The sequence below is a fragment of the Roseovarius lutimaris genome (genome assembly GCF_900115165.1).
Lineage (GTDB): Bacteria > Pseudomonadota > Alphaproteobacteria > Rhodobacterales > Rhodobacteraceae > Roseovarius > Roseovarius lutimaris.
Window position 1 is genome coordinate 45,038 of sequence record NZ_FOVP01000012.1, and the last position, 14,817, is coordinate 59,854.

Here is a 14,817-nt window from a genome sequence, read left to right on the forward strand (position 1 = left end):
GGGTCGCGTGATGGCTCAGGCCGCTTGCGCGACCTCGCTGTCAGGATCCGGGGTTTCCGCAGTGGGCTCCGCCTCATCACAGGCGACACCGGCGGTCTGCATCATCGGCGGGCACCAGGCGGCCACGGCAGCGCGCTGCGCGTCCGTGAGTGTGGCGAAGGGTTCGGCGAAGAGCTTGTCGCAGAAGGCGACGATCTCCTTCTTGCTCGACGAGGCGAGCGTTACCGCCTCCTGGGCCAGACCCAGATCTTCGCCGAGGATATTGAGGAGCCAGGCCTTCTTGAAGCGGCCCCACAGCGCCGCGTTCGGCGTCCAGTGGGCGCGAACGTCAGGCATGATCTCGATCTCGAAGTCATGCATCAGGCTGTCGCGCCGAGGATCCCGCGCGAAGCAGGACTGCGTGGTGCTGGCCGTAGCATAAGCCACGAGCTTGGCCTTCTCGCCTGCATCGAGCGCGCGAAACGCCGCGAACTGATCGGCGGGCGCGCGGGCGTCATCGAGCCACGAGAGGTCAAGCGCATCATGCGCCGCCGCCACCTGCTCGAGCGAGGTCTCGTCGATCTCGTCCATCTTGGCATGGCTGCGGTATTCCTTGCGGGCCTCGACCTTGATCGCCTGCGTGACACTCATGCCGCTGGCCAGAACGTCACTGACCAGCTTGAAGAGCGTCAGATCGAGCGTGGCCTCGGGATGTAGCGCCATCGCGGCACCGAGGGCCATGGCCCGCTCGGTCTTGAGGTCCTCAGCCAGCGAGGCCGGATAGGTGATTTCCCCGGGGTCCGGGGCTTCTTCCCCGGTCGGGTTGGCCGAGGCGCCGCGCGCGCCCTGCTCTTTCACGGTGTCCTCCGGGCGCACGAGGCCCAGATGGAGCGTGATCTGCCCACACTGCCACGACGCGATCACCCCAGACCGCGCGAGGTCCTCGGCGCTGTAGGCCTCCTGCAGATCGCGCGCTTCCTCTTCCAAGGCGTCCACACGTTCGTAGAGCGCATTGTAGGAGTCCTCCTCGAGCCCTTCATCCTCCATCTCGAGCTGCAGTTTCTCAAGCTCGGCGGTGATCTCATCGATGCGCTTCTGGGCAGCCTCATCCGGCTCGATCGGGCCGGGATAAACGCGGCCGTAGTCGGCCATGGTCGCGTAATCATAGCGCACCATCGCATCGGCCCAGGCAAAGCCCAGCTTTATGCGAGCCTCTTCGGCGGCGGCACCGAGCTTCTCGAGCAGGATGGTCTCGACCAGCGCCGCATCCTCGAGCACGGAATGCTCTTCCAGCAGATCGGCTGCGACGGCGCCGCCGCGCGCCTCGTAGTCCGCGCGCACGAAAGCCCCGATATTGTCGCTGACCTGCACACCGCGGGATTTGAGTGCCTGACGGACGGTATAGGCCTGCAGATAGCCGTCGTCTTTCGTGAGCGCCTCGAAGACCTCGCGCTGCGCCTCCTGGCTCGGATGCTCGGCGAAGGCCTTCATCGTGTCGAGCGTGATCACCTTGCCCCGGGCCGCGGCGCGGATGTCGGGGTGGATCAGGCCATAGCGCAACCGGCCTTTCACGGCCGCCACCGTGGCGCCGAAGGTCTTTGCGATCGTCTCGGGCGTCTGGCCGTCGACCTCCATCATCCGGGCAAAGGCCTCGAACTCGTCGATGGCATTCATCGGTGCCTGGGTGATGTTCTCGGCGAGCGACAGCGCCGTGGTGACGTCGCACTCCTCAGGGACAAGGCGGCAGTCCACCTTGGTTTTCGCCGTGAATCTCTTGCTGGCCTTGTCTGCGACCAGCTCCTTCAGCGCGGCATGGCGTCGGCCACCAGCGAGGACAGCATATTTGCCGTCAAGCTTCTGGACCAAGAGCGGCTGGAGCAGGCCCAACACCGCGATGCTGGCCTTCAGATGCGCGATGTTCTCGGAGTCATAGGTTTCCGGGGAGTTACTGCGCACGTTGGCGGGGTGGGCAGTCAGATCGCCAATAGCGACGGAGACGGGTTTGAAGCTTGCGGTCATGGGATGTCCTTTTCGATGGGTAGGGTGCGGCCCGCGCGCTCGCGCGTGACCAATCCCCGGGTTCAGGGATCACCACGACAAAAGGCCCACTCTCCCTTTAAGAGGGCAGTGGGCCTTCATTGCCTGGAGCGTCAGGAGGGGGATGTCCCCTGCCCTACCAGTCGCGGGCCAGCATGATGGTCAGCACGCGCATGGTGGTGGCGGGATTGTCCGGGGTCTCAGCTCCGTAGCGAAAATCGGAATCTGCCTCATAGAGATCAATTTTCCAGAACACGGTTTCGCCGCGGATCTCGACCGCCCCGAAATCGTGCCAACCTTCCGGATCATTCTCGGGCTCGAATGTGGCAAACGCCCCCGTGACATTCACCGCCTCGGCCATGAAACCGTCACCGGCCTCCATGAGCGAGCGGGTGACGTGCATCCGGCCCTGGATGGGCTGCGCGGGCGGCACCCCAAGGCATGCGAGCTTGCGAAACGCGTCGTTCTGCGCCGCGATCACGCTGGGATCTGGACGATCTGGCTGGGGTTGAACGGTCATGGACATGGGGATCTCCTTTGAAAAGTTGAAACACCCCTCCCAAAGCCTGCTTTCCCTTTGCCGACACACGCCCCCTCAAGCGGCCTGGGCGCTCTCCCCTGCCCTGCCCGCTTCCGACCGTGCGATCAGATAATTACATGCGCGCTGCGCATCGGCGGCGTGCTTGAAGATCGCGTTCTTGTCAGAGCGCAGAACGCGCAGCCAGTTGTAGAGATAGGCCGCGTTCATCTCGAGCGTATGCGCCGTGAAGCCGAGCGTCTGCCCAAGAAACACCGAGGTCAGTTCGGCGACGATCTCCTCGCGCGCGTAGGAGGTGTTACCGAACTTTGAGAGACCGAAATCACGGTTCAGTCGATGGGGAGCTTTTGTGGCATGAGCCAGCTCATGCGCCCAGACCCCGTAGAAGTTCCGCGGGTTTTCAAACCTGGAAATCGACGGCATGAACACCTTGTCCACGGGCGGCAGGTAGTAGGCTTCCGTCCCCGTGAAGACGGTCGTGATATCGATGGCATCGAAAAACGCCTGCATATGCGGGATGGGCTCGGACGGCGGGTGGTCAGGCGCCGGCTCGGGGTCCGGATAGAAGCTGTCCGGCAAGCCCTCGATCTGGCAGGCATTGAACACGCGGTAGGATTTCTGGAAGCGGAAGATACGGGCTTCCTCGGAGCGATCATCGCCATCGCTGCGGTCGTCCTCGCCGCCCGCGTCTTTCCGGCTTTGACCGTAATAAACGACGATAGAGGACTTCTCGCCCTTGCGGACCTTTGCATCCAACGCATTGGCTTGCGGCAGCGTCATCCAGAAAGGAGAGCTGTGGCCCGCCATCACGGTCCGCATTGTCAGCAGGAAGTTGTTCACTCCCTGGTAGGGTTCACCGCCCACGCGCAGGGGATGAGAACTGCCACCCGCGGTCCAGGGCTTGCGCCACGGCAGAACGCCGCGCTCGATGATGCGGATGATTTCGTTTGTGATGACCTCAGAGGCATCGAATTTGGGCGTGCGGGATCGGGCCATGGCTGGCCTCCTTTCGAGTGTTGATGAGAGTGAGTGGTGACTAGGTTGACCGACAGGAGCGCGGATCATTGGTGATGCTCGCGCCAAGCTGTTCGACAATGTCGATGTAGGTGATCAGCGATACAGAACTGCCAAGCCCCCAAGGTTCAGGGTCGGCCGATCCGTCCCGCGTCACCCGCGGCAGGTTCGCGAAGGCGATGACATCAGTGACGGGTCGGATATCGATGAACGGGGTCCCTCGTGCGACCGCAAGAGTGGCTAAGGGAAAGCGCTCGATCGGCGCGAGAGTCGAAACGGTGGTCCAACCAAGATGGATGAATGTCCCGCCCTCTCCGCAGATCACATGGGCATTCGGCAGTGTCGCCGCCTGCCTGAGATAGCCGAGATCACTCAGAACGGTCTGGCGTTCGAGCCGCTGCGCCAGCAACGTCTGGCCAGTTCGGCGCAGCTCTCTATGCCGCCGCCACGAGGCAGCGGTCGCGCGTAACACGCGCAAGACACCTGTTTGCATGGGAATGCCCTTCTCAGGAAAGACAGACCGGAATCCGGCCCGGACCCATCTGAGGGACCCCAAAGGCCCTCATCCGTCAGTCACAAAACCCGAAGAACACTTTCTCTTTTTCCGGCCCCTTTGGGCACACAACAAAACCGAAAAGCCCGGCACATCTGCCGAAGCCATTGATTTCATGCAGCAATTCTAGATCGGCAACCAAGATCGGCAACGCATATCGGCAAAACCTTGCTTGAAAGTACGAAATGTGTTTATTTTTCAATTACTTTGCAAACATGGAAGATCGGCAAAATGCTGGAAGCACCCGCCAGGATCGAACCCTGCTTCTTCGAGGAGCATATTCCTACAGAACTGGCAGACCTTTCGGTCGACATCCAGAGGGAAGCCACCGGGCTGGGACAAGGGTTGCATCCTGACAGCGCAGCCGAACTTGCCGATCTCGTCCGTGTGATGAACTGCTATTACTCCAACCTGATCGAAGGACACAACACACGCCCCCGCGACATCGAAAGGGCGCTGGCTGGCGCCGAGCTTGAGGAAGAAACTCGCCCTCTCGCCCTTGAGGCCCGGGCGCACGTCATCGTTCAACGGGCCATCGATGAGATGCATCGCATAGGCACCCTGCCCTGCCCCACATCTGTCGAATTCCTGACTTGGGTCCATAAGAGCTTCTACGACGAGATGCCTGACGAGTTTCGGGTCATCGAACATCCCGACGGCACACAAGAGTCCATCGTTCCGGGACGCATGCGCCAGGACGACGATCGAGAAGTTGCGGTCGGGCGCCACCTACCTCCATCATCGTCGCCCGTCGCGGCGTTCATGGATCACTTTGACAAACGGTTTCAAATTGCGGCGCGCTCTTCGAGCGGACGGATCATCGCGATCGCGTCTGCACATCACCGGCTGAACTACATCCACCCCTTCCCGGATGGCAACGGCCGTGTCAGCAGATTGATGTCTCATGCCATGGCCCTCACAGCAGGGATCGGTGGCCAGGGGCTCTGGTCCGTTTCGCGTGGGCTGGCTCGCGGGCTAACCGATCGGGGCGAGTACAAACGGATGATGGATCTGGCTGACAGCCCACGCCGTGGAGACCGCGACGGGCGTGGGAACCTGTCAGAAGCGGCACTGAAGACGTTCAGTGAATGGTTCTTAAAGGTGACACTCGACCAGATCACCTTCTCAGCAAAATTGTTCGATCTCGGCGGACTGGACCAGCGGTACCGACGTCTTGTTGCAGATACCATCGATGACAAGCGAGCGCCGGAACTAATCTCGGCGGTTCTTCGGCATGGCGCACTGGAACGAGGCGACGCGCAGATTGTCCTCAAGACGTCCGAGCGTACTGCTCGCAACACGCTGAGTAAACTGACCGCCGCCGGATACCTGACTTCCGTCTCGCCGAAGACACCCGTTCGTTTGGCGTTTCCGTTGGATTATCGAGAGCGGCTCTTTCCAAACCTCTTGGGAGATGGCGACCTCCCACAATAACTCCATAGATTTTGGGTGTAGTGCCTGGCCACCGATTTCTTCCATGGGCGGCGAGATTTCCAACAAGGCTCGCTCGTGTGTCACTTGTCCACCGCGGTGGACATCTGCTGATCTGAGATAAACTGAAAAACCACCACGCGCCGCTACGTGCGTTTGGACAGTTGTGATTGCCATAAGCGCTGCTTCCCGTTCGAAGTCCACCGCGGTGGACATTAGACGGTTCGCTCATTGGATTCGGACAGTCGCTTGATCAGAGCTAATGGATCAAATTGGTTTTGCCTTTGACCCAGGGTGATACTGTGAAAATACGCTCCAAAATCCCTGATGCGTTTTCCAAGCTGTAGCATGATGAAGATCGCGCATGACGCTTTCTGAGTTCCTACAGCATTCTTGGCTTTCTCGAATGTTTCTGTGTGAATGCCCATCATGGGTGCAAGTGTTCGAGCATGGTTTTCAATGTCCAACCAGTTTCTAAGTCTCTCTGTGGAGAACGATGTCGCCTGATCGCAGACTGAGGTCAGCAAGTCTGGTTTCAGGGCCTCATCGCTTATGTTGCTATCTAAATCTTTTTTTTCTTTTTTAGACTTAGATTGATGCCGGACAGTTTGTCCGTCATTGGCGGGCAATTCCATAGTTTCTGGTGGGTCATCTGGGGTAGATAAACTCTGGCATTCTGCATCTGTACTGGCGAGCAGTGCGTGATATTCGGGGAGGCTCAGCTTCCTGCGTAGAGCTTTCCGTGCGTGGTTGATGAATGTGTTGCTGGGATCATGCTCTTCCAAATGGGCGAGCTTTGTAAGGATCTGTTTGCGAATAAATATCCGATCGCGCCGGTTATTCTCTATCTCTTGCGCGATGGCGATAAGCCCGCTCGCACGTTGGAGCAGGGGGGTGAGAGACAATCCATAACTGATGCACTCCCCACCGGATGAGCGTACGCGGTAGCGCTTTCGGTTCGAGCTGTCATTGCGCTTGATGAATCCGAGTTCAACGAAGCGGTTGATGTGCCTGCGGAGTGTCCGTTCGTCGATCCCGCCAACGCGCTGGCAAATGGTGTAGTTGGACGCAAAAACCGTTTCGCCGTGGCCAGGTTTTAAAAAGCTGAGCATTGCTTGAAGGGTCTGGATGTGGCTAGGGCGAAGCCCGAACACGCTGCGCGCGTCTCTCAGGGCCCGGAAGATGGTCCAGATATCGATTTCAGATGCGGGAATTGAGCCGCATGATGCATCTGCACCAGCAGCCTCGATTGATAGTTTTGTAAATGCCATGATTTGATCACGATGACCGTTTGGCCCACAGCTTCCCTGTCTCCTCCCAAGATTTTATCTGGGAAAAGGCAATAAAAATCGGTTCACCGAATCGGTGACTCTTGACCGGCTTGCTGGAGGTTGCTACATCATGAGTGCAAATCGAATGATGAGGGCTCTCCAGGGGAAACTTTGGGGGGCTCTTTTCTTTCTGGTCTTCGCTTTTCTCCTTTGCTCGGGTTCCTCTATGTGGCCTGGGTTAGGACCCAGAGCCGCTCTCATTCCGCCACTCATCGAAGAGTTGCAAAAGCGTAGCTTCCGCACGCTCCTCGAGCCACTGGCCGAATTCCGGGTTGTCCTTTTTGGCGATCTTGATGGCGATCGCTTTCTGATCGACTGTCAGCGTTCCGACAGTGTCGCCGCTCTCATTCTTGACGACGGACGTCACGCCGCGACTGGTCGGTTTCTTGTCTGCACGCGCCTTGTGCGAGCAAGCAGAATAGACCGCCTGAAATCTCTCGGGGCTTGGAGTGTCGTCGGGCAGGGCGGCGATCACCTCTTTGGCCGAATTCACCAAGTCTACCTTTCCCGATAGGGCCGCTAAATCACCCCACTGCCGTCTTCCGATGCCATGTGCCGGCCCGATAAGCTGAACAAGCCCATCAGGCAGTTGATCGATAACGACCCGGTGGTTGGACACGCCTTGCCGGGTTAATCCCAAAGCATCCTGAATGACGCCGGGTTTATATCCAACTTCCTGCATCTCTCTGATAAATAGAGATTTTTCTATGAAAGACGGATCAAGTCGAAGGTTGTTCTCTTGACCCTGTGCGATAAGCGAGGCGTCGTCGTCCAATGTGCGAACGATTGCCTTGACCGTTCCTCCGATCTTGCGGATCGCCGCCAGTCTACGGCGACCGTAGATGATGCGGTATCTGTCGGGTTGGCCCGATGGGCGGACCATGATCGGCACTTGTTGGCCATGCTTGCGAATGCTCTCGGCAAGCTCGTCGATACTCGTATCTTCCAGCACCAACCGATCGCGAAGGCCATCCATGTCAATCTGATCGGGTTCGATGTCCCGGATCGAATTGGCCGTGATTTCGCGCAAGGAGTCCCGCAATCCGCCAACAGAGCCGGGCAGCTTTGCAGCTTTTTGCAGGGTAGGGGAGGGAGTCGCGCTCTCTTTTTCGTCCTTCGGAGGTTGGTTGAAAATGTTTCTGGCCATCAGCGACGCCCCCATGCCATTTGGATCGTCTGCTCCAGTTCATCGGCAACGCCGTTCACGCTGGTCAGAGCACGATCAATCGTTTTCCTGATGAACTGGCCGGGATCAACTTCGTAGACGGTTTGCTGGGTCATTCCGGCGTCAGAGATTGCGGTAGACTTCAGCATGGGTTCAGTCATGACCTGGCCGGCGAGAATTGATCTCAGGTAGCCAGCCATTTGGGTCTGTGGCCCGTCTGACGGCTCATACCTTGTGATCAGGAATTTGACGAAATCCCATGTCACACGCCGTCCAATCGCTTCTTCCACGGCCTTTACCGTTTCTGACGCAAGTTTCAGGAATTGGCTCATGGAAGCGATGTCGAGCATGCCTGGCACGACGGTTACCAGGAGCCCCGTAGAGGCCGCCAATGCCGTGAGAGTCAGAAAGCCGAGTTGAGGAGGGCAGTCGATCAATACGATGTCGTAATCTGCCTCTACCTCCTCGAGCGCCAAGGCGAGGCGCTCCGCAAAAATGGGCTGCATCCGACGGGCGAGCGCGTTTGCTGTCTCGGTTTCGTACTCCGAGAGCATCAAGCCCGCCGGAACCATGTCGAGTTTGTGAAAGTAGGTCTTTTGGATCACGTCAGAGAGCGGAACCTGATCCTCATATCTCAGAGCATCATAGATTGTTCCGCCCTCGGCGAACTCGAGCTCAGGCCGAAAGCCGAAAAATGTGGTCAAACTTGCTTGCGGATCGAGATCCAGGACCAAAACACGGTAGCCGCGCAAGGCATAACGCTGTGCAAGATGTATCGTCGCTGTTGTTTTCGACGAACCACCTTTGAAATTGACGACCGATAGCACCTGAAGTCGGTCGCCATCGCGTCGACCTGGCCGATACGATTCGGCGTTCTTTCCTGTGCGCTCCAAGATGTTGCGCAATTCGTCCACTTCTTGGGCTGTGTAGAACCGGTGCCCGCGGTTATCAGTATGCACTTCCGGGAAGCTACCGTCCTTGTGCCGGTTGCGCAGGTTAGACGTGCTTACGCGCAGGAGACCGGCAACTTCGGTCGAGCTGAAGCGCCGCAAGGCTTTACGCTCTTCGGGTTCGAAGGCGATCTTCATCTGCCGATCCAAGGACTCGGCCAGATTGTCAGCAAACGTGCCGATGTCAGAAGAGCCTATGCCTTGCGCATATCCAACGTTTCGATCATCCATATCCTGCCGCCCGCTCTTGGCCTCTGTTAAGGCTCTTGATCATTTTGACGACGCACAACGCGTCTGACGCAATTTGCCGTCAGAATGGGAATGCCACGATCCAGCGAGTCCGGCAAGAAGAATCTAGATGTAGTGCAAAAGTTATCCACAGCACCTATAGGTATTGCCGCGTAAAAAACACAGCAAATCATTGATATAGATATATTAAATGCAGATCTAACCGAATCGAGCCGCTACTCTGTTGAGTTGGCACAATAGCAGCTAACCCCAAGCAACTAATGGCACTTTCTGCCTCCTGCGGAGTTTTCTCCCGGTGAAATTTTTTGGATTCGGGTCAGAAGCTACACCTGATCTTGGCTCGATTCGTACGGCATGAGGCCAAGTCGTTCCGCCCGCTCCAACAGCATTTTCACCGAAGACGGCTGCCAGTTTGTCCGCCCGCGTGGCGTGTGCTCGCGCATCGCTTTCAGGCGGGTGCAGATCGCCTGGAGCGTGATGTCAGGGTCCGCACCCTTGATGCCAGCGACAATCGCGGGCAGGCGGTCGTCGGTTTGGCGTCTTCCAGCGCGACCAAGCACTTCATTGGGCAGAAACCCGTCGCGCACATAGGCTTTCACTGCGCGCAGAAGGCGGCTTTGCGTCCAGTGGCGGTCGTAGGGCAGGGGGCCATTGATGATCCGAAGCACATCTTCCCAGGCCATATCAGGTCGAAGTCGTCGGACATGTGGCACCCAGTCCTGAGCCGTCTCGTGCAGCCGCTCTATGTAGCCGTCTTGCCGCGCGAGTCGCACCTTGCGTAACGCCGCTGGATCGCGGTCGCGTAGGCCCGGGTTCCCGCCGACCCAGCCCTTGGCACGGGCGCTCGCCAGCCCCGCCTTGGTACGTTCGCGGATCAGCGCCCGCTCGAACTCGGCCGCGGCGCCCAGAACCTGCAGCGTAAACTTGCCTTGCGGGGATCCGGTGTCGATCGGGTCCTGAATGCAACGAAAGAACGCCCCCTTGGCCTCAAGCCGTTCGATCACCTCCAGCAGATGTGACAGAGACCGCGCAAGCCGGTCGATCCGAACGACAACCAGCGTGTCGCCCTCGGTAATGCGCTCCAGCACGCGGGCAAGCACCGGTCGCGCACGATTGCCGCCTGAGGCGTGTTCTTCATGGATTTCGACGCAGCCCGCAAATCTCAGAGCCTCGGACCGGGGCAGGGGGGTCTGATCCTCGGTGGATACGCGGGCGTAGCCTATCAGGGGCATGAAAACGGGCCATTTGCAGTTTTAGGTGTCACGAATAAACGACCGTTTGAAAACGAATGCAAGGGCGTGCACTGTGGCGCTGCTCAGCAGAGAACCCTTGGTTTCCATACGCTGAGCGCGATCAGCGAGCTCTCGCAGACCATCGCGCGCCCGTGCTATATAAGGTGTGCAGGCGCACTCTGACAAAACACTTTGGTAAAATGCAAAAGTGCCGTATTTTGCATACATGAAGACTCAAGTATCTATGCAGTATGATATTTTTTACGATCCTCTTGTGGATGCGGAGGGGCTTGAAGAGACGTCTGAGGACGACCTGTGGTTCCTGCCCGGTCCGATGGAAGAGGAGCCAGATTATCTGCCGCCCGGACCTAGGGCAGAGCTTCGTGAAACTGCAGTCCTCGACGATTGGCGATGCGCTGAGGCGGGCAATGCCGCCCGTCTTGCCCGCGTGGCTGGCCGGATCGGCGCGCTGGACGACCGGCTGCGCCGTGGCCCGGAAGGCTGGCGTCACAGGCTCGCGCTGATGGAGGCGGCAGACCTCAGCTGGTTTGTAGGCGACCGAATTGGCCCGGATCGGCTGGCGCTCTGGAAATCCATGCGCTTGTCCGGCGTGCAGGACGACACCGCGGCGCTCGCGCGTGTCGGATGGGCAGTGCGGCGTCTTACAGGCGGCCCTGGACCGGAAGTGGATCTGTCCGCCTTCCTCGACCGCCGCGACCCCGAGAACCTCGGCGTTGAAGCCGAACCGTTCGCGGATCGCGCGGGCGGTTGGCTCGATCTCATGGCGCAAGCCGCCGATCTTCACCCAATCACGCGCGCTTGCATGGGCTTCCATCTCTGGAGTCTCGCGGGCCTCGGGCAGCACGGCGACCGGATGGAAGCGGCGGTCACAGCCGCACGGATCGTGGCCAGTGAGGGCAAGGGGGCGCTCTTCGTGCCTTTGGCCATGGGCGGGGCAGGGGGATTGCGCTCCGGTGGCCCACCCGCTGACCGTCTGTCTCGTTGGCTTGACGGGATGGAGACCGCATGCCTGACCGCAATGCGTCACCTCGATGATATCGAGGCATGGTCGGCGAGGGCGGAAGCCGAGATGAGCCCGCTTTCCGGCCGCACGCCCCCGGCCTTGTGCGCGGTACTTACCGAATGGCCGCTCGTGTCCGCTCCGATGGCCGAGGCCCTGATCGGCGCCAGCCGGGCTGCCGTCCAGCGCAACCTTGCTTGGATGGAAGCGCGTGGTCTAATCCACGAGATGACCGGGCAGGGGCGGTATCGGATGTGGAGGGTCGCAACTTAAGCCGTGCTCTTTGTCGGGGGGCCGACAGTTTATGTTAGAATCAACGCTTCTGTCCGCCAAACTTGCAGAGAATTCGCGCATCTAGCCCACTTTGATGAATTTTGCTCGAAGCACGAATGTCCGCATGGATGAAAACGAACCGCCCGTGTCCAGTCTTCGTCACTTGCTGCGGTTTATAAATGCGTGGCCCAGCGAGGATGGCTCTCGTCAATGATCAAGGCATGGCTGTGCCTGCGATGTCCCCTTAGGTGGGGATGGTCGAGTGGCAAATTATCGTGGGTGTGCTCAAGCTCAACGGGATCGCCGGACGGCCAGAGTTTCAGCGCTGCGAGCATTCCGAAGGCGGCGATGAGGGCCAGTCCGATCAGTGTGGGAACGACACCATAGACCGTCAGCAGCCATCCCGACAGCGGATAGGTCACAAGCCAGCAGGCGTGGGACAGCGCGAATTGCGCCGCGAAGAGTGCCGGGCGGTCCCCGGCGTGGGCGGAACGGCGCAGTAGTCGGCCGGAAGGGGTGAGGACAGCGGAATATCCGAGCCCCACCAGCAACCAGGCTGTCAGAAGGATGGACCAGCCAAGGCCTGCTCCAAGGACCGTCAACGCCAGACCGACCAGAGTAGCCACCATCAGCGCGGCTCCGCCGAACATCACGGGCCGGTCCGGCAACGCATCGAGAACACGCGGCAGGACCAGCGCGGCGATCATCGATCCTGCGCCGAAGGCAAACATCGTCCAGGCCAGAGCACTTTCCGAAAGGCCGAGCGAGCCGCGCACAAGAACGACGGTGTTGACCAGCACCATCGCACCTGCCGCCGCCGCCGCGAGGTTCAATGCCAAGAGCCCGCGCAAGCGGGGCGTGGCCAGATAGATGCGGATGCCGCGCGTAGTGCGGTTATAGACACCGCGCGGCTCGGATGGGCGGGGACTGGGCAGCACGACCGAAACAACCAGAAGGGCCGATGCGGCGAAACCGAGGACCGTGCCGAGGAAAAGCGAATTGTACGACATCACCGCCAACAGAAGCGCGGCCAGGATCGGACTGACGATGTTTTCCAGATCGTAGGCCAGCCGCGACAGTGACAGAGCGCGGGTATAGCGCGCCTCTTCGGGCAGAACGTCCGGGATCGTTGCCTGAAAGGTCGGCGTGAAGGCGGCGGAAGCCGATTGAAGAAGGAAGATCAGGACGTAAACCTGCCAGACTTCGGTCACGAACGGCAGGGCCAGCGCCACACCGGCGCGCGCGAGGTCGAGCGTCACCAGAAGCGCGCGGCGCGGCACGCGGTCTGCGAAAGCCCCTGCAATGGGCGCGATGCCCACATAAGCAACCATCTTGATGGTGAAGACTGTGCCGAGGACCAGCGCCGCCCCGTCGCCCGAAAGATCAAAGGCGAGCAGGCCGAGTGCGACTGTGGCGAGTCCGGTACCCAGAAGGGCTACGACCTGTGCCAGAAACAGGTGCCGATAAGTGCGGTCGGAGAGAATATCGAGCATGGTCAGCCTCAGAGATATCGGGCGATCGCCCGCAACTCGGCGCGATCAGTTTCAGAACTTTCAACGTCGATACAATGGTCCATGTGATCATGGATCAGCGCACGCTTACGCCAGTATCCGAATTTCGGGGAGCATCTCAGACGCTATCACTCGCCTGTCGAAAATCTCAAAATTACTGACCTCACATTTTTGTGATTTTAAATTGGTTGAACCTCCAGTGGGTGAAGGTTGTAGAAACCGGAAAAGTTTAGTTTGAGGGTAGTGGAATGAAGTTTGTAAAAGATGCGGCTATCTCGCGGCGCGGTATCCTGCTTGGAGCAGCGGCGAGCGGCCTCACTCTGAAAGCGGGCACCGCATTTGCCCAAAACACGCCTCCGCTAGCATCACCGGTTGTACGTAGGAACTCGTCCGGTTTTGCTGTCGCGAATTGGGAGGATCACTTCGACAACCTGAAACATGGGGTAATACTCTGCGATATAGATTCCCGAGCGGTGCAGTATTGGTCCGAAGACCAAAGCGTTTATAAGCTTTATCCTTCCAGTGTACCTGAGTCCGAAGATCTTACCAAACGCGGGTACACTAGCGTAATCAAGAAAGTGGAAGGTCCAAGCTGGCGCCCAACTCCTTCAATGAAAATCCGCAATCCTGAATGGCCCGACTACTTTCCACCTGGTCCTGATAATCCTTTGGGCACGCACGCTCTCTACCTGTCATGGCAGTATTATCGCGTCCACGGGACAGGAGACACGCGGAAGATTGGCCGCCGATCATCAAATGGGTGCATTGGTCTTTATAACGAACATATCAAAGAATTGTTTGCTTTGGCCGAAGTAGGAACACAAGTGAAACTGTTTTGATCCCGCACTTCGCATGACTTGTTAAAGTCTGATCTCGTGTACCAGCACTCATTCTACGTTCACTACTCGAAAGCCATAGTTTCATGAAACGAAGAAAATTTCTCCTTGCCACCGGGGCTGTCGGTGCTTTGTGCAGTCAGCCCGTTTCAGCTCATGTAGTGCTGCCAAAGTATGATTTGCCGCCGGAGTACTTGCCTCAATTAGTAAGCATTCCAGCGGGCGCTGCTCCCTACGAAATTCATGTTTTCCCAAGCCAGTTTGCCCTCTTCTGGACCCAACCTGACAACACTGCAATTCGCTATACCGTTGGGATCGGTCGCCCGGGTCTTTATGAGGCAGGCGAATTCTATGTTGGGGCAAAGAAGGAATGGCCCAGCTGGACACCGACCCCGGGCATGTTACGTCGTGAGCCTCAGAAATATGAGCCGTTACGGAATGGAATGCCTGGCGGTTTGAGCAACCCTCTAGGTGCGCGGGCCCTCTACCTCTTTCAACCGGGTCGTGGCGATACCTTTTTGCGTGTGCATGGCACAAATGACCCAAGCACTATCGGCCGTGCAGTCTCGAACGGGTGCGCCAGATTGGTGAACGATCAGATTGTCCAATTTTATGATAAAGTCCCGCTGGACACCCGTGTGATCCTATACCCCGCAACTTAGAACACTGCCTTGGCGAGATCAGCGTGTTTTGGTAG

Annotated in this window: 13 protein-coding genes; 4 read left to right on the forward strand and 9 right to left on the reverse strand. The window is 58.7% G+C overall.

The genetic code is table 11. The features are described from left to right. Positions 1-15: 15 nt before the first annotated feature. The 4 genes from BMZ91_RS11630 to BMZ91_RS11645 all read right to left on the reverse strand — a co-directional run bounded on the left by BMZ91_RS11630 (position 16) and on the right by BMZ91_RS11645 (position 4,061). Positions 16-1,998 (reverse strand): ParB/RepB/Spo0J family partition protein, encoded by a 1,983-nt coding sequence (locus tag BMZ91_RS11630; protein WP_092838848.1) that lies wholly within the window; start codon positions 1,996-1,998, stop codon positions 16-18. Positions 1,999-2,152: 154 nt separating this feature from the next. Beyond that, positions 2,153-2,542, reverse strand: a complete 390-nt coding sequence (locus BMZ91_RS11635; RefSeq protein WP_092838851.1) for a DUF3768 domain-containing protein — start codon at positions 2,540-2,542, stop codon at positions 2,153-2,155. A 69-nt stretch (positions 2,543-2,611) separates the two neighbouring features. Next, positions 2,612-3,550 carry an ArdC family protein gene (locus BMZ91_RS11640; RefSeq protein WP_092838854.1) on the reverse strand — a complete coding sequence of 313 codons (939 nt, stop codon included), beginning with the start codon at positions 3,548-3,550 and terminating at the stop codon, positions 2,612-2,614. Positions 3,551-3,590: 40 nt separating this feature from the next. Further along, the gene (locus BMZ91_RS11645; RefSeq protein WP_092838857.1) at positions 3,591-4,061 is read right to left on the reverse strand and encodes a hypothetical protein; all 471 of its coding nucleotides are present in this window, start codon (positions 4,059-4,061) and stop codon (positions 3,591-3,593) included. Positions 4,062-4,352: 291 nt separating this feature from the next. On the opposite strand from BMZ91_RS11645, the gene BMZ91_RS11650 reads away from it, so the two are divergent. Next, positions 4,353-5,555: a Fic family protein gene (locus BMZ91_RS11650; RefSeq protein WP_092838860.1), complete on the forward strand. Its 1,203-nt coding sequence runs from the start codon at positions 4,353-4,355 to the stop codon at positions 5,553-5,555. A gap of 212 nt (positions 5,556-5,767) precedes the next feature. Here the strand turns inward: BMZ91_RS11650 and repC are convergent, their stop codons facing one another. The 4 genes from repC to BMZ91_RS11670 form a co-directional block, all read right to left on the reverse strand. After that, positions 5,768-6,823 (reverse strand): plasmid replication protein RepC, encoded by a 1,056-nt coding sequence (repC, locus tag BMZ91_RS11655; RefSeq protein ID WP_092838863.1) that lies wholly within the window; start codon positions 6,821-6,823, stop codon positions 5,768-5,770. Between the two features lie 238 nt (positions 6,824-7,061). Then, positions 7,062-8,030, reverse strand: a complete 969-nt coding sequence (gene repB / locus BMZ91_RS11660) for a plasmid partitioning protein RepB (RefSeq protein ID WP_245736333.1) — start codon at positions 8,028-8,030, stop codon at positions 7,062-7,064. Next, entirely contained in the window at positions 8,030-9,229 is a 1,200-nt protein-coding gene (repA, locus tag BMZ91_RS11665) for a plasmid partitioning protein RepA (protein WP_092838868.1), read from the reverse strand. The genes repB and repA overlap by 1 nt, the downstream gene beginning before the upstream one ends. A gap of 341 nt (positions 9,230-9,570) precedes the next feature. Then, a complete protein-coding gene (locus tag BMZ91_RS11670) occupies positions 9,571-10,479 on the reverse strand; it encodes a recombinase family protein (protein ID WP_092838871.1) in 909 nt (302 codons plus the stop codon). 244 nt (positions 10,480-10,723) lie between these two features. Here BMZ91_RS11670 and BMZ91_RS11675 point away from each other — a divergent pair, with 244 nt between their 5' ends. Beyond that, positions 10,724-11,773 (forward strand): hypothetical protein, encoded by a 1,050-nt coding sequence (locus tag BMZ91_RS11675; protein ID WP_092838874.1) that lies wholly within the window; start codon positions 10,724-10,726, stop codon positions 11,771-11,773. Positions 11,774-11,946: 173 nt separating this feature from the next. Here BMZ91_RS11675 and BMZ91_RS11680 read toward each other — a convergent pair whose 3' ends face one another. Next, positions 11,947-13,266 carry an MFS transporter gene (locus BMZ91_RS11680; protein WP_092838877.1) on the reverse strand — a complete coding sequence of 440 codons (1,320 nt, stop codon included), beginning with the start codon at positions 13,264-13,266 and terminating at the stop codon, positions 11,947-11,949. Positions 13,267-13,532: 266 nt separating this feature from the next. Here BMZ91_RS11680 and BMZ91_RS11685 point away from each other — a divergent pair, with 266 nt between their 5' ends. After that, positions 13,533-14,123 (forward strand): L,D-transpeptidase, encoded by a 591-nt coding sequence (locus tag BMZ91_RS11685; protein ID WP_092838880.1) that lies wholly within the window; start codon positions 13,533-13,535, stop codon positions 14,121-14,123. Between the two features lie 83 nt (positions 14,124-14,206). After that, positions 14,207-14,782: a L,D-transpeptidase gene (locus BMZ91_RS11690; RefSeq protein ID WP_092838883.1), complete on the forward strand. Its 576-nt coding sequence runs from the start codon at positions 14,207-14,209 to the stop codon at positions 14,780-14,782. Positions 14,783-14,817 lie beyond the last annotated feature (35 nt).